This is a genomic window from Sphingomonas sp. Leaf242 (genome assembly GCF_001422045.1).
Taxonomy (GTDB): domain Bacteria; phylum Pseudomonadota; class Alphaproteobacteria; order Sphingomonadales; family Sphingomonadaceae; genus Sphingomonas.
The window spans coordinates 457,881-472,456 of record NZ_LMLW01000001.1; the positions used below are offsets into that span (position 1 = coordinate 457,881).

A 14,576-nucleotide genomic window follows, 5' to 3' on the forward strand; every position below is an offset into this window, starting at 1 on the left:
CGCACGCGTACGCACGCGAGGGAGCAAGGTTTCATCGTTAATTTCGGGCTTATTTGCAGGCGGTCTTGGTCTTGTTGCCGGCGAGCGAGCAATCGTACGTCACGGTCTTGCCGTTCGCGAGCTTGGCGCTGACCATGCGGCCCTTCTTGACCGTGGTGGTGCGCTTGGCGACCTTGGTGTTGCCCGTGGGCGTGGTGGTCTTGGTCGTCGTGGTGTGCGTCGCGACGGTCTTCGGCTGGACGGTCTTGGTCTGAGCCTGAGTGGCGGCAACCGCTGCGCCGCCGGAGAGCAGCGCGCTACCGGCGAGGATCGCGAGGGGGAGGGACTTCTTCATGCGGGTATCCTCTCGTTTCGGCCTTGATGGACGATGTGGAGAGACTGCGCCGGAGGACCTGAACGGAAAATGGCAGAAGGGTGAAATCTGCGTCATGCATTGTGCATTAGTTTTTCCAACACCCTGTCATTCCCGCGGAGGTGGGAACCCATACTGGCGAACCTTGCGACTTTATCGCTGCCGTCTGAGCATATGGATCCCCGCCTGCGCGGGGATGACGGGGTGTAGGATAGGGGAGTAGGTTTTGGCGGCGTTAGGGCGTAACCTCGGCGCCGTCCCAGGCGAACAACTTGCCGCTGTCCGGTGCGCGCAGGCCGTCGATGACGTCGAGCAACTGCACCGCCGCCCGGTCGGCCTTGAACAGGTTGCCGGGGGTGACGTTGCCCTGGAACGGGCGGGACAAACCGGTGTCGACCGTGCCGGGATGCAGGCCGACGACGATCCCGCTCGAGTTCCGGCGCTTGTCCTCGATCGAGATCGTCTTCACCAACTGGTTCAGCGCCGCCTTCGACGCACGATACCCGTACCAACCACCGAGCTTGTTATCGCCGATGCTACCCACGCGAGCAGACAGAACCGCGAACACGATCCGCCCCACCTTCGGCATCGTCGGCAGGAAGTGCTTCGCCACCAGCGCCGGCCCGATCGCATTGACCGCGAAGTTGCGCGCCATCCACACCGGATCGAGCTCGCGCATCGCCTTTTCCGGGCCCTTGTCGCCGTCGTGCAGCAACCCCGTCGCGACGATCACCAGCGTCGGCGAGCTGATCCGCAAAGCCGCCGCCGCAATGCTCGCCTCGTCCTCCAGATCCAGATGCCGATCGCCACTCTCCGACCGCGCGAACCCATGGACCTTGTCGAAAGCCCCCTCGTCGATCAGCGCCTCTTCCAGCGCCTTGCCGATCCCGCCCGACACACCGATGACGACCGCGCTGCTCACTTGCGCACGAACCGGAACTGCGCGTCGCTGCTGCCCGCCGCGTCATACGCATAGCCGTCGCTGTCGAACCCCTTGATCCCTTCGATGTCGTCGACCCGGTGCTCGACCAGCCAGCGCGCGACCATCCCACGAGCCTTCTTCGCATGGAAGCTGACGAACTTCTGCGCCTCGCCTTCGCGGAAATCGATCGCGACGACGCGGATCGAATTTGGCAGCTTGCCGTCCGCCGCCGCCCAATATTCCTGGCTCGCGAGGTTGAGGATTGTCCCCGATCCCTCCGCCTCGACATCGTCCGCGAGCAGCTTGGCGATCCGGTCCCCCCACCAGTCGGTCAGCTTCGTCTTCCGCGGCGCCCAGCGCGTGCCCATCTCCAGCCGGTAGGGCCGCATCAGGTCGAGCGGTCGCAGCAACCCGTACAGCCCCGACAGCATCCGCACGTGATCCTGCGCGTAATCCACCGCCGCCTCGTCGAGCGTTTTCGCCTCCAGCCCGGTATAGACGTCACCCGCGAACGCGAACATCGCCGGCCGCTCGGGCAGCGTGTCGAAATCGCGGAACCGATCCGCGTTCAGCTTCGCCAGCGCCGGCGAGATATGCATCAGCTCGGACAGCTTCTTTTGCGTCAGGTGCGCCGCTGCATGCGCGAGCGTTTTCGCCTCTTCGCTGAACCGCGGCGCGGTCGGGTCGAGCTGGGGTAGCGCGCTCTCGTAATCGAGCGTCTTGGCGGGCGAAAGGACAGCGATCATGCCCGCGATCTAGCGACCGCAATGGGTGCGTTCAATCGACGTTCACGCGCAAAAACGCTTTGATGGGATCCAAGCCGCTTGCTTGAACGTATCCACGACGGACCATATAGCGTCGCCGCGCGCCACGAAGGTATTCGAGGTCGGCGCAGAGGGAGAGTTTCCGCATGAAGACCATTTCGAAGCTTGCACTGATTGCGGCGTTCGCCACCGGCACGAGCGGCCTCGCGCTGTCGACGCCTGCGTTCGCCAAGGACAAGAAGGCCGACGCGGCGCCAGCGATGAAGCTGAGCCCCGAAGTCCAGAAGCCCGGCGTGGCCGCGCAGACCGCGCTGGCCGCCAAGGATTTCGCCGGTGCGCAGACCGCGATCGACCAGATCGATGCCGCCGCCAAGACCGATTACGAGAAGTATATCGGTGCTGCGCTGCGCTACCAGCTCGAGAACGACAAGATCGTCGCGACGCAGACCGCCAACCCGAACGCGCCGGTCAACGAGACCACGCTCGCCAAGCCGCTCGATGCGCTGATCGCCAATGCGGCCACCCCGGCGGCGGATCGCGGCAAATATGCGTATCGTCGCGGTGCGCTCGCATTCAACGGCAAGCAGTATCCGATCGCGCTCCAGTATTTCGCGAAGGCCAAGGAACTCGGCTATACCAACCCGGACCTCGGGCTGCAGATCGTCAAGGCGAAGATGGAAAGCGGCGACGTGACCGGCGCGACCGCCGATCTCGACGCTGCCATCACGCAGATGACCGCGTCGGGCCAGAAGGCCCCCGAGGATTATTATCGGTACGCGATCGCCAAGTCGTACGCCGCCAAGCGTAACGCCGATACGATGGCATGGCTGAAGAAGTGGGTCACCGCCTATCCGTCGGCCAAGAACTGGCGCGACACGCTGATCCTCGCGGGGATCCAGCAGAACGCGCTGATCACGCTGGACGAAGCGCAGAAGGTCGACATCTTCCGCCTGATGCGGGCGACCAACTCGCTCGCCGACCAGACGGACTATCTGCAATATGCGGACAGCGTGAACCGTCGCGGCCTGCCGAGCGAAGCGCAGGCGGTGATCAAGGAAGGCATGGCGCAGGGCAAGATCCCCGCCGGTAATGCGATGTCGAAGGGCCTGCTGGCCGACGCGACCAAGAACATCGCTGCCGATGGTCCGCTCGCTGGCCTCGAAAAGCGCGCGACGACCGCAGCCAACGGCAAGCTCGCCGCGGGTACGGCCGATGCGTATCTCGGGCAGAACAACTACGCCAAGTCTGCCGAGCTTTATAAGCTGGCGTTGACCAAGGGTGGTGTCGACGCCGACGACGTGAACCTGCATCTCGGCATCGCGCTCGCGAAGTCGGGCGACAAGGCCGGCGCTGCGGCTGCGTTCGCCGCGGTCAAGGCCTCGCCGAAGGCCGACGTCGCAGGCCTGTGGACGACCTGGCTGGCGGCTCCTGCCGCATAAGTCGATCCGATTGGGTCTGGGGAAGCGGGGTGGCAGCGATGCCGCCCCGTTTTCGTTTCAGGTGACGCGACCGGCTTTGGGCAGCGCGTCGAGGGCCGGTCAGTCGCCGACTACCACGGGGATGCCCGACAGCGCCTTGGCGGTGCGGATGGTCAGCGACGTCTTCACGCTTGCCACGTTGGGTGCCGGTGTAAGGTGGGTCGTCAGGATTTCCTGGAAGCTCTTCAGGTCGGCGGCGACGATCTTCAGGATGAAGTCGATCTCGCCGTTGAGCATGTGGCATTCGCGAATCTCGGGAATGTCGGCGATGTGATTCTCGAACGCGGCGAGGTCGTGCTCGGCCTGGCTGCGCAGCGAGACCATCGCGAACACCGTGATCGGAAACCCGAGCCGGCTCGCGTCGAGATCGGCGTGATAGCCGCGGATCGCCCCGGCTTCCTCGAGTGCACGGACACGGCGCAGGCAGGGGGGCGCGGTCAAGCCGACCTGATCGGCCAGATCGACATTGGTCATCCGTCCGTCCGCCTGCAACAGCGACAGGATCTGCCGATCGATCCGGTCAAAACTCATTTCACGCAACTCCCGAGCAACATCGCAAACCAATTGGTTCGTTCCCCATAGCCATAAGATTGTTGCGGCGAAACGCAATTGTCCCACTATGCGACGAACCCGTCGGCGCCGGAAAATGCGGAGTTCCTTCGAAGAGTCGTGCGCGTTAAGGAATCGCAACGGCGGGCATGCTAGGTCATCCGTTCCGGGAGACAATGTGCGGTTCGACGACAGCCTGAAGACGATCCTCTCTGCAGACATGGCCTCCGAATTCGGAGCGCAGTCGGCATGGCGGCAACTCGTCGACCTGATGGGCCGTGGTCGCATCCCGTGCGACGCGCCGTCGATCGCCAGGTTGCGCATGCTGCGTCCTGAAGTGCCGGTCGCGGTTCGTGCGGCCAGTGCGCGTGCGCTCGCCTTTGCCGCGCCGGATGCGTTGCTGGTCGGGTTCTTCGCCGAAGACGCGTTGGCGATCGCCGCGCCCGTGTTGCGGACCGCGAGGCTGGCGCCGGACGCGTGGCTGGCGATCCTGCCCCGGCTGACGCCCGCGGGTCGCTCGGTCCTGCGCCATCGTCGCGACCTGCCGGATGCGGTCCAGCGCGGCTTGCAGAGCTTCGGGCCGGTCGACTTCATTTTGCCCCAGCCTGAGGCCGTGCCCGATGCGGTAGCGGACGATGATCGGGCCGACGCGGTGCCCCCGCTCGACGATACAGCCGTAGCCGCTCGGGTCGCCGCAGAAACCGCGACGGTCGAGCCGGCGGCGATTACTGCGGAAACAGCCACCGCCGAGCCCGTGGCGGCTGTCGCAGAACCAGCCACCGTGGAGCCTGCGGCTGCGGTGTTGCCGCTGCCGAGCGCGCCACTGAGCGAAACGCCGTTCATCGCGCTCGGCGATGTCGCGCGTGGACTGCCGTTCATGGCGGAGGCACTGCGTCACGCGAAGCTGGCCGAGAGCGCCCCGGCGATCGACGACGAGCAGACTGCCGGCACCGATGTCGAGCGGTTCGAGATCTCCGATCTCGTCGCGCGGATCGAGGCGTTCAACAAGGATCGCACGGTCGAGGCGGGCGCTCCGGCGGCCGTATCCGTCGAAGTGGAGACCTTCCGGTACGAAACCGATGCGCACGGCGTGATCCGGGTGATCGAGGGCGTCGCCCGCTCGGCGCTGGTCGGCGTGTCGCTCGGCTATGCGGCGCGGCAGGGCGAGGCGCAGCTCGATGGTGCCGTGGCGGGTGCGTTCAGGCGCCGGTCGCGGTTCAGCGACGCGCGGCTCGAGGTTGGCGGGCTGTCCGACGCGTTCGGATCGTGGCGGTTGTCCGGCGTACCGGCGTTCGAGCACGCGTCCGGTCGGTTCATTGGTTTTCACGGGACCGGACGACGGCCGCGACGCGACGAGACCGCGGAGCCGGCGCGCGCGTCTTCGCCGGTATCCGACTCGCTACGCCAGCTTGTTCACGAGCTGCGGACGCCGACCAATGCGATTTCCGGGTTCGCCGAGCTGATCGAGACGCAGTTGCTCGGCCCCGTCTCGCCGACCTATCGCGACCGGGCGACGGCGATCCGCACGCAGGCGAGCGATCTGCTCGCGGCGATCGACGACCTGGATATCGCCGCGCGGATCGAAGGCCATGCACTCGATCTGCGCCCCAGCGTCGTGCCGGTCCTGCCGCTGCTCGACCGCGTGGTGGCCGATCTCAAACCGCTCGCGGCGCTGCGCGGGACGAGCGTGGCAATCGTCGCACCGGCGGGCGACTGCGATATCCTCGGCGACGATCGCGCGGTCGAGCGATTGATCGGGCGGCTGATGGCGGCGCTGGTGTCGGCGGGACGGCCGGACGAGCGGCTCTGCATCGTCGTGCGACCGGTCGGGGAGACGGTCACCATCGCGTTCGACCGACCGGCCGCGCTGGCCGCGCATGCGACCGACGTCCTGCTGAGCATCGACGCCGAGCAGGAGAGCGACGACGACGGGGCACCGTTGCTCGGCACGGGCTTCGCCCTGCGGCTCGCGCAGAATCTGGCCGTCGAGCTTGGCGGTGCGCTGACGATCGGCATGGAGAGCCTCACGTTGCAGCTCCCCGCGTCGGAGACGCAGTCCGCCGCCGACCAGCCCGAGCGCGCGGTCGACGAGCACCGGTGATTTCGGACCGCGCGTATCGCCCCGCGCGGCCGACGACCGCGCAACGCATCGTCTGGCCGGACTCGTTCGGGACCCGTTTCACGGTCATGGTCGATGTCGAGGAGGAGTTTGACTGGGACGCGCCGCCCGATCCTCGCAACCGCGCGACCACCGCGATGGCGGCGTTCCCCGCCGCGCATCGCCGGTTCGCCGAGCGTGGCGTCGGGCTTACCTGCATGGTCGATCACCCGATCGCCACGGATCCCCGTTCGGTCGCGATCCTCGCGCGCGTTATCGAGGACGCGCGGTCGGAGATCGGTGCGCAGCTGCATTCGTGGGTCACGCCGCCGTTTGAGGACGGCACCGTTGACACATCGAGCTTTGCCGGCAATCTTCCCGCTGCGGTCGAGGCGGCGAAACTCGAAACGCTGACGAGGGAGATCACCGCGGCGTTCGGCGTTCGTCCTCGCGCCTATCGGGCGGGACGCTATGGCATCGGCCCGAACAGTTTCGACCTTCTGAGGCGACTGGGCTATGAGATCGATAGCTCGGTACGATCGGGATACGATTACCGCGCCAAGGGCGGCCCCGATTTCGGGATGGCGGACGCGCAGGCGTATCGCGTGCAGGGGATCGTCGAGCTGCCGTTGACGACGGTTTTCACGGGTTACGCACGGAAGGGCGGTGCGCGCCTGTTTCGGGCACTGGGGGGAATCCCCAAGGGCAGGGGAGTGTTCGCGCGTGCTGGGCTGTTGTCGCGGATCGCGCTGACGCCGGAGGACATGCCGATCGATGCCGCGCTCGAAGCGGTCGCGGTTGCGGCGGGCGAGGGGCTGCGGTTGCTCAACCTGTCGTTCCACTCGCCGTCGCTGGTGCCGGGGCATACGCCGTATGTGCGCGACGCGGCGGACTTGAAGCGGTTTCACGGGTGGTGGACGACGATGCTCGACGAATTCGATCGCCGTGGTATCCGCAATGCGTCGCTCGATGAAATCCTGAGGGCGCTGGCCTAGCCAGGCGCCGGCTGCAGCGCATCGACCTGGGTCGGTTCTTCATCGCACTTCGAACGCACTCCCCTCCCTGGAAGGGAGGGGCAGGGGGTGGGTCGGTTTCCGCATATTCGACCGCTTGAGGCTCAAGCTGGCCGACCCACCCCCAACCCCTCCCTTTCAGGGAGGGGAGGCTGTTGCGGTTTGGGATTCGTTAGAGCTATCAACTTGGCGCGAACGTAGCTGAACGCCGAAAACCAGAAAGGGCGGCCCGTTTCCGGACCGCCCTCTCGGTAAGCAATACTGAAAGCGAGATTAGCGCTTCGAGAACTGGAAGCTGCGACGGGCCTTCGCCTTGCCGTACTTCTTGCGCTCGACGACGCGGCTGTCGCGGGTCAGGAAGCCTGCTGCCTTCACCGAGGCGCGCAGCACCGGCTCGAAGCGGGTCAGAGCCTGGCTGATGCCGTGCTTGACCGCGCCGGCCTGGCCCGAAAGGCCACCGCCCTTGACGGTGCAGACGACGTCGTACTGACCTTCGCGCTCGGTGATGCCGAACACCTGGTTGATGACGAGGCGCAGCGTCGGACGTGCGAAATACACTTCCTGGTCACGACCGTTGATCGTGATCTTGCCGGTGCCGGGCTTGACCCAGACGCGGGCGACGGCGTCCTTACGACGGCCGGTCGCATAGGCGCGGCCCTGCTTGTCGAGAATCTGCTCGCGCAGCGGCATCGGCTCGCGGACGGGCTCGTTAGAGACCGGCGCTGCGAGATCGCCTTCGCTGGTCGGCAGAGCCTGCTCGGCGGGGGCAGCCGGCGCGGGCTGGTTGGTCAGGCTCGCGAGATCGGCGAGCGACTGGCGGTTGTCGGACATTATGCGCCCACCTTGTTCTTGCGGTTCATGCTGCCGATGTCGAGCACGGCAGGGTTCTGTGCCTCGTGCGGATGCTCGGTACCCTTGAAGATACGCAGGTTGCGCATCTGCTCACGACCCAGCGGGCCGCGCGGGATCATGCGCTCTACGGCCTTTTCGAGAACGCGCTCCGGGAAGCGGCCGTCGAGGACCTTGGCGGCAGTGATGCCCTTGATGCCGCCGGCGTAACCGGTGTGCTTGTAATAAATCTTCTTCGCGGCCTTGTTGCCGGTGAAGCGGATCTTGTCGGCGTTGATCACGACGACGTTGTCACCGCAATCGACATGCGGGGTGAACGACACCTTATGCTTGCCGCGCAGGACGTTGGCGATGATCGATGCGGCACGACCGACGACGAGACCTTCCGCGTCGACGATATGCCACTGCTTCTCCACCTCAGCCGGCTTCGCCGACTTGGTGGTCTTCATGAGCGCCTTCATGGGCGTTAGACCTTCCAGATTGAATGCAAGCGCACCAAGGGGAGGCCCCGCAGCGCGAATGCCGGCCTAATGCTGAAAGGGGGGCTTCAAGTCAAGCTTTCCGCCGGTTTCCTGACGGGTATTATTATACCCGCTGCTTCAGGCCCCGTTGATTCAGGCGGGGTGCGCTGCCGACTGCGTGCGCGGCGAACATCGCCGCGATCAGCAGGAGCGCGGCATTGCCCTGATGCGCGACGGCGACGTCGATCTGCACGCCGGTCATCAACGTCGCGATGCCGAGCATGATCTGGAGCGTGACGAGCCCAACGACGAAGAACCCCGCGCTGCTGCCCGTCTTGGTCGCCTTGATCGCCAGCCAGATCAGCCCGGCAGCGGCGGCGAAGGCGAACCAGCGGTGGATGAACTGCACGACGATCGGATTGTCGACTGCGTTGCTCCAGGCGGGATTGACCATCGGTACGTCGGCGGGGAACAGCCCGCCGCCCATCAGTGGCCAGCTTGCAAAGGCATAGCCGGCGTCGAGCCCGGCGGTGAAAGCACCATAGACCAATTGCACGAACAGCAGCGCCAGCGCGAGGATCGCGACGGGTGCGAGCCGGGCAGGGGCGGCGAGCGGATTGCGGTGCAGCGCCATCAGGTCGAGCGCGGTCCACACGATCCCGGCGAGGATCGTCAGTGCGGTCAACAGGTGGACGGCGAGTCGGATGTGGCTCACGTCGGTGCGCACCGACAGGCCGGAGGCGACCATCCACCAGCCGATCGCGCCCTGGAACGCGCCGAGCGCCAGCAGAGCCGACAGCCGCCAGCCATAGCCGACCGGGATCCGCTTGCGGACCGCGAACCAGATCAGCGGCGCGGCGAAGGCCAGACCGATCAATCGTCCCCACAGCCGGTGCAGATATTCCCAGAAGAAGATCGCCTTGAACCCGCCGAGCGTCATGTCGGCATTGAACGCGGCGTATTCGGGGATGCGCTTGTAGGCGGCGAACTCGGCCTGCCACTGCGCGTCGGTCAGTGGTGGAATGATCCCGCTGATCGGCTTCCACTCGGTGATCGACAGCCCCGACTCGGTGAGCCGGGTGATCCCACCGATGACGACCATCGCGACGATCAGCGCCGCCACCGTGTACAGCCACAGGGCGACCGCACGAGGACGGGCTTTGGTGAGAAAGGCGGCGCTGGGTTGTAGCATGGCGGTGAGATAGTGCTTCGCGCGGCGCGGCGCCATCGCTTCGTGGAATGCCATTGCTTCATGTTGCCGGACTTGGTGAGTTGGGGGCGTCAAACCCCTCTCCGTCATCCTGACGAAAGTCAGGATCCAGAGCCTCGAGGGGTGCGTGCGTTACTCTGGGACCTGACTTTCGTCAGGATGACGGACGAGCAGTATGACGCGATCCCGGACGGTCATGCGGCCAAACCAACCCCAAAACTCTCCGCAAGAAAAATGCGATGTAATGTTGTATCCTTTCGTTGAGCCATCTATATCCGGGACACGATGACTCCCTCCGCCACGCATACCCACCGTTTCGCCGGTCTCGATCGCTACGCGATCGGGCTGTCGGGGCTGTGCATGGTGCATTGCCTGGCGACGTCGGTACTGGTCGCGTTGATGTCGACCGCGGGCGGGTTCCTGCTCGACCCGATCTTCCACGAAGTCGGCCTGACGATCGCGATCGGCCTCGGCGCGCTCGCACTAGGCCGCGGCGTGCTCAATCACGGCTATATGATGCCCGCCGCGATGGGCGCGCTTGGGCTCGGCATCATGGCGGGCGCGATGACGCTGCCGCACGACAGCGGCGGCGGCGAGACCTTGTGGACGATCGTCGGGGTCGGCCTGCTCGCGTTCGGCCACGATCTCAACCGTCGCGCCGAAAGCTGAGCGGGTTGCTGGAACCCTTCCGGCATCCTACTTCACCCAGCATGGCGCACGCTCACACCCACACCGAACCGCAGGGCGCCGATCTCACCGTCGCGGCGCAGACGACGCTCGAAAAGGCCGGTGAGCAATGGACGACGATGCGGGCGAGCGTGTTCGCTGCGCTGGCCAGCTTCGAGAAGCCCGCCTCGGCCTATGATATCGCCGAAGCCGTCTCGAAAGCCGAAGGACGCCGGGTCGCGGCGAACAGCGTGTACCGCATCCTCGATCTGTTCGTTGGCGCGAACCTCGCGCGGCGGGTCGAAAGCGCCAACGCCTATGTCGCCAATGCGCATCCCGATTGCCTGCACGACTGCATCTTCCTGGTCTGCGACTCGTGTGGCCAGACCACGCATCTCGATAACGACACGATCACCAAGGGTGTGCGGAACGCGGCTGAGGCGGCGGGCTTCTCCCCGGTGAGGCCCGTGATCGAAGTCCGCGGGCGATGTGCGGACTGCGAGGCGAAGTAGAAGCTTACCCTGCACGCGCAATCTCATGATTGAGCCGTCCCTCCCTGGAAGGGAGGGGTAGGGGTGGGTCGGCTAGTTTTGGCCAGTACCGCCTGATACGGAAGCCGACCCACCCCCGGCCCCTCCCTTCCAGGGGGGGCAGAAGGGAAAGCTTTTACCTTAGATCCTTCCCCATCCGGATCATCGGCACCGGGACCTCGCCCGGCGTCTCGATCCGCTCGATCGGCAGATACCCGCAGGCCCGGTACAGTGGCTCCCCGGCCAGCGTCGCCATCATTTCCGCGCGCGCAAACCCAGCCTCTCGCGCGGCAGTTTCGCAGACCGACAACACCAATCGTCCGACGCCCCGCCGCGTAAAGTCTGGGTCGGTATACATCGCGCGTATCCGCGCCGCGTCGCGCGCCGGATCGAGCAGCGCCGCGTCCCGCAACGCTGTGCTGTGATCGCCCCCATACAGCGTTGCCCGCCGGCTCCACCCGCCACACCCGGCCAGCTGACCGTCCGTCTCGACGAGCAGGTACGTCCCATCCGCGATCAACTGCGTGTCCAGTCCCATCACAGCGCGGCTCGCCACGACCTGCGCCGCGTGAGAAAATCGCTTTGTAAGGCACCGATCGCGCGCCCCATAAGTGCCGAGATCGCCGGAATGTCCGTCACGTCGGCAACACGGTGCGTAAAGTTCATAAGCGTGCACTTCCCAAGCGATTTCAGTGCGAATGCTACGCCATGATACGGTAACAATCGACACGATACGCGCACTGCATTAAGCCGGTACGATGGCCGACCTTCCATCGACACCGCTGCTCGACACAGTTTCGACGCCCGACGACCTCCGCAAGCTGCAACCGGACCAGCTCCGCCAGCTCGCCGACGAACTGCGTACGGAGACGATTTCCGCGGTCGGCACCACCGGCGGGCATCTCGGTTCCGGGCTCGGCGTGGTCGAGCTGACCACCGCGATCCACTATGTCTTCGACACCCCGCGCGACCGATTGGTGTGGGACGTCGGTCACCAATGCTATCCGCACAAGATCCTGACCGGCAGACGCGACCGGATCCGCACGCTGCGCCAGGGCGGTGGCCTCAGCGGCTTCACCAAGCGAAGCGAGAGCGAATACGATCCGTTCGGCGCGGCGCATTCCTCGACGTCGATCTCGGCGGCGCTGGGCTTTGCGATCGCCAACAAGATTGCGGGGACGCCGGGCAAGGGCATCGCGGTGATCGGCGACGGCGCGATGTCTGCCGGCATGGCGTACGAGGCGATGAACAACGCCGCGCAGGCGGGCAACCGGCTGGTCGTGATTCTTAACGACAACGACATGTCGATCGCCCCGCCGGTCGGTGGACTGTCGGCGTATCTGAGCCGGATCGTGTCGAGCCGCGAGTTCCTCGGCTTCCGCGATCTGGCACGCAAACTCGCCAAGCGGCTGCCACGGCCGATCGCCAGTGGCATGCGCAAGACCGACGAGTTCGCACGTGGCATGACGATGGGCGGTACGTTGTTCGAGGAATTGGGCTTCTACTATGTCGGCCCTATCGACGGCCATAATCTCGAGCATCTGATCCCGGTGCTCGAGAATGTCCGCGATGCGGAGGAGGGCCCGATCCTCGTCCACGTCGTCACCAAGAAGGGCAAGGGTTACGCACCCGCCGAGGCCGCCGCGGACAAATACCACGGCGTGCAGAAGTTCGACGTGATCTCCGGCGTCCAGACCAAGGCGCCCCCGGGGCCGCCGCAATACCAGAACGTGTTCGGTGCGCAGCTCGTCGCCGAGGCCGCCAAGGACCCGCGGATCTGCGCGATCACCGCGGCGATGCCGTCGGGCACCGGGCTCGATGCGTTCGCCAAGGCGTATCCCGACCGGTTCTTCGACGTCGGCATCGCCGAGCAGCACGGCGTCACCTTTGCGGCCGGCCTCGCCGCGCAGGGGATGCGGCCGTTTTGTGCGATCTATTCGACGTTCCTCCAGCGCGCCTATGATCAGGTCGTGCACGACGTGGCGATCCAGAACCTGCCGGTGCGGTTCGCGATCGATCGTGCAGGCTTGGTCGGCGCGGACGGGGCGACTCATGCCGGATCGTTCGATGTCACGTACCTCGCGACGCTGCCGAACTTCGTCGTGATGGCCGCGGCGGACGAGGCCGAACTCGTCCACATGACGCACACCGCGGCGCAGTACGACACCGGCCCGATCGCGGTCCGCTATCCGCGCGGCAACGGCACCGGTGTTGCGCTCCCGGAGACGCCGCAGTTGCTGGAAATCGGCAAGGGCCGTGTCGTGCGCGAGGGCAAGAAGATTGCGATCCTGTCGCTCGGTACGCGTCTCGAGGAAGCGCTGAAGGCCGCGGAGGTTCTCGAAGCCAAGGGGTTGAGCACGACGGTAGCGGACCTCCGCTTCGCCAAGCCGCTCGACGTCGATCTGATTCGGAAACTGCTCACGACGCACGAAGTCGCGGTGACGATCGAGGAGAACTCGGTCGGTGGCTTCGGCGCGCACGTCCTGACGATGGCGTCGGATGAGGGGCTGATCGACGGCGGGCTCAAGCTGCGTACGTTGCGTCTGCCCGACGTGTATCAGGATCAGGACAAGCCCGAGGTGCAGTATGCCGAAGCCGGGCTCGACGCGACCGCGCTCGTCGATACCGTGCTCAAGGCGCTCCGCCACAATTCGGGCGGGGTTGCCGAAGCGCGCGCATGACCGGGGCTACCAAGGGGCTTGTGATCATCGTTCTGGCGGTGGTCGTGATGGTGTCGTTGAATATTGCGATGTGGCGGCGGATGCGGGGTGGGCTGGCTGCGGCGAAGGCCGAGCAGGCGGCGAACCCTGAGTTGTTTGATGAGGACGGTTCGCGGATTTCGTAAGCTGGCGTTGTAGGCAGGCACCACCCCGGCGAAAGCCGGGGCCTAATTGGCAAGCGTTGATAACGAAGCGCGGTCCCCGTTACTACGACCTCACCAATTGGGCCCCGGCCTTCGCCGGGGTGGTGTATGGTTTGGGGGGCGTCACCCACCCAGATAATGTGTCTGTGCGGCGTCAGTCGCACTCACCGCAAGGATTGAGCGCGCCTTGCTCGGCGGTAGAGCCTGTCCCCGACCATCGCCACTCGCCGCGATGACGCGCTCCAGCAGATCTTGCCCTTCGCGCCACCAGCCGATCCCGCTCGCGGCATTCAAATGCCCTTGCGGCCCGGCATCGACGAAGTGGCTACCCCAGTCCGCCGCCATGCTGTGCGCTCGCTCGGGCGTGACCCAGGGGTCGTCGCTGCTCGCCACCACGATCGACGGGAATGGCAGGGGCGTGCGCGGCGTCGGCGAGAAGCCCTTTAGTTCGGCCTGCGCGCCGCCGCGATCGACATCCGCCGGCGCCACGAGAAGCGCGCCCGCGACCGGCCAGCCATAAGGCTGTGGACTTAGTTCGGCCGACCACGCCACCGCAAGGCACCCGAGGCTGTGCGCGGCGAGGATCACCGGTGCCTGTGCCTGCCGGATCGCTTCGTCGAGCCGCGTCACCCAGGCGTTGCGGTGCGGCGTGTTCCACATGCCGAGCTCGACGCGCACCGTGTCGGGCCGCGCCTCTTCCCATAACGTCTGCCAGTGCGAAGGACCCGATCCACCAAGGCCGGGCACGGTCAGGATCGTCGGCTGGACGGAATCATACGGTGCGAAAGAACCCACAGCGCTTCTCCTTCTCCAAAACCTCG

15 protein-coding genes and 1 pseudogene are annotated in these 14,576 nt (G+C 65.8%); 7 read left to right on the forward strand and 9 right to left on the reverse strand.

Annotation, left to right across the window (positions count from 1 at the left end):
• Positions 1-49 precede the first annotated feature (49 nt).
• The 3 genes from ASF09_RS02140 to yaaA all read right to left on the reverse strand — a co-directional run bounded on the left by ASF09_RS02140 (position 50) and on the right by yaaA (position 2,020).
• On the reverse strand, positions 50-334 hold the full coding sequence (locus ASF09_RS02140) for a hypothetical protein (RefSeq protein WP_060524207.1): 285 nt from the start codon (positions 332-334) through the stop codon (positions 50-52).
• A gap of 253 nt (positions 335-587) precedes the next feature.
• Entirely contained in the window at positions 588-1,274 is a 687-nt protein-coding gene (locus ASF09_RS02145; protein WP_060524209.1) for an SDR family NAD(P)-dependent oxidoreductase, read from the reverse strand.
• Positions 1,271-2,020 carry a peroxide stress protein YaaA gene (gene yaaA / locus ASF09_RS02150; RefSeq protein ID WP_060524211.1) on the reverse strand — a complete coding sequence of 250 codons (750 nt, stop codon included), beginning with the start codon at positions 2,018-2,020 and terminating at the stop codon, positions 1,271-1,273. Before yaaA ends, ASF09_RS02145 begins: the two co-directional genes overlap by 4 nt.
• Positions 2,021-2,184: 164 nt before the next feature.
• Here yaaA and ASF09_RS02155 point away from each other — a divergent pair, with 164 nt between their 5' ends.
• Positions 2,185-3,477, forward strand: coding sequence for a hypothetical protein (locus ASF09_RS02155; protein WP_060524213.1), 1,293 nt, complete (start codon positions 2,185-2,187; stop codon positions 3,475-3,477).
• Positions 3,478-3,576: 99 nt separating this feature from the next.
• On the opposite strand, the gene ASF09_RS02160 is transcribed toward ASF09_RS02155, so the two are convergent.
• Positions 3,577-4,047, reverse strand: a complete 471-nt coding sequence (locus ASF09_RS02160) for an Lrp/AsnC family transcriptional regulator (RefSeq protein WP_056047776.1) — start codon at positions 4,045-4,047, stop codon at positions 3,577-3,579.
• Positions 4,048-4,243: 196 nt separating this feature from the next.
• Here ASF09_RS02160 and ASF09_RS02165 point away from each other — a divergent pair, with 196 nt between their 5' ends.
• Entirely contained in the window at positions 4,244-6,166 is a 1,923-nt protein-coding gene (locus ASF09_RS02165; protein ID WP_235529516.1) for a sensor histidine kinase, read from the forward strand.
• Positions 6,163-7,158: a polysaccharide deacetylase family protein gene (locus ASF09_RS02170; protein ID WP_060524214.1), complete on the forward strand. Its 996-nt coding sequence runs from the start codon at positions 6,163-6,165 to the stop codon at positions 7,156-7,158. The genes ASF09_RS02165 and ASF09_RS02170 overlap by 4 nt, the downstream gene beginning before the upstream one ends.
• Before the next feature lie 291 nt (positions 7,159-7,449).
• Here the strand turns inward: ASF09_RS02170 and rpsI are convergent, their stop codons facing one another.
• The 3 genes from rpsI to ASF09_RS02185 all read right to left on the reverse strand — a co-directional run bounded on the left by rpsI (position 7,450) and on the right by ASF09_RS02185 (position 9,678).
• Positions 7,450-8,007, reverse strand: a complete 558-nt coding sequence (gene rpsI / locus ASF09_RS02175) for a 30S ribosomal protein S9 (RefSeq protein WP_082443995.1) — start codon at positions 8,005-8,007, stop codon at positions 7,450-7,452.
• A complete protein-coding gene (rplM, locus tag ASF09_RS02180; protein WP_060524218.1) occupies positions 8,007-8,486 on the reverse strand; it encodes a 50S ribosomal protein L13 in 480 nt (159 codons plus the stop codon). The genes rpsI and rplM overlap by 1 nt, the downstream gene beginning before the upstream one ends.
• Positions 8,487-8,610: 124 nt before the next feature.
• Positions 8,611-9,678: a COX15/CtaA family protein gene (locus ASF09_RS02185; RefSeq protein ID WP_060524917.1), complete on the reverse strand. Its 1,068-nt coding sequence runs from the start codon at positions 9,676-9,678 to the stop codon at positions 8,611-8,613.
• 303 nt (positions 9,679-9,981) lie between these two features.
• Here ASF09_RS02185 and ASF09_RS02190 point away from each other — a divergent pair, with 303 nt between their 5' ends.
• Both ASF09_RS02190 and ASF09_RS02195 read left to right on the forward strand, forming a co-directional pair.
• Positions 9,982-10,365, forward strand: a complete 384-nt coding sequence (locus tag ASF09_RS02190) for a MerC domain-containing protein (RefSeq protein ID WP_056047781.1) — start codon at positions 9,982-9,984, stop codon at positions 10,363-10,365.
• Positions 10,366-10,406: 41 nt separating this feature from the next.
• On the forward strand, positions 10,407-10,874 hold the full coding sequence (locus ASF09_RS02195; protein ID WP_060524220.1) for a Fur family transcriptional regulator: 468 nt from the start codon (positions 10,407-10,409) through the stop codon (positions 10,872-10,874).
• Between the two features lie 154 nt (positions 10,875-11,028).
• Here ASF09_RS02195 and ASF09_RS02200 read toward each other — a convergent pair.
• Positions 11,029-11,558 (reverse strand): annotated as a pseudogene (locus ASF09_RS02200) (GNAT family N-acetyltransferase).
• Between the two features lie 92 nt (positions 11,559-11,650).
• On the opposite strand from ASF09_RS02200, the gene dxs reads away from it, so the two are divergent.
• Together dxs and ASF09_RS19980 are read left to right on the forward strand one after the other, a co-directional pair.
• Positions 11,651-13,573 (forward strand): 1-deoxy-D-xylulose-5-phosphate synthase, encoded by a 1,923-nt coding sequence (gene dxs, locus ASF09_RS02205; protein ID WP_060524222.1) that lies wholly within the window; start codon positions 11,651-11,653, stop codon positions 13,571-13,573.
• Positions 13,570-13,737 (forward strand): hypothetical protein, encoded by a 168-nt coding sequence (locus ASF09_RS19980; RefSeq protein WP_156359134.1) that lies wholly within the window; start codon positions 13,570-13,572, stop codon positions 13,735-13,737. Before dxs ends, ASF09_RS19980 begins: the two co-directional genes overlap by 4 nt.
• A gap of 141 nt (positions 13,738-13,878) precedes the next feature.
• Here ASF09_RS19980 and ASF09_RS02210 read toward each other — a convergent pair whose 3' ends face one another.
• Positions 13,879-14,550 carry an RBBP9/YdeN family alpha/beta hydrolase gene (locus ASF09_RS02210; protein ID WP_060524224.1) on the reverse strand — a complete coding sequence of 224 codons (672 nt, stop codon included), beginning with the start codon at positions 14,548-14,550 and terminating at the stop codon, positions 13,879-13,881.
• Positions 14,551-14,576 lie beyond the last annotated feature (26 nt).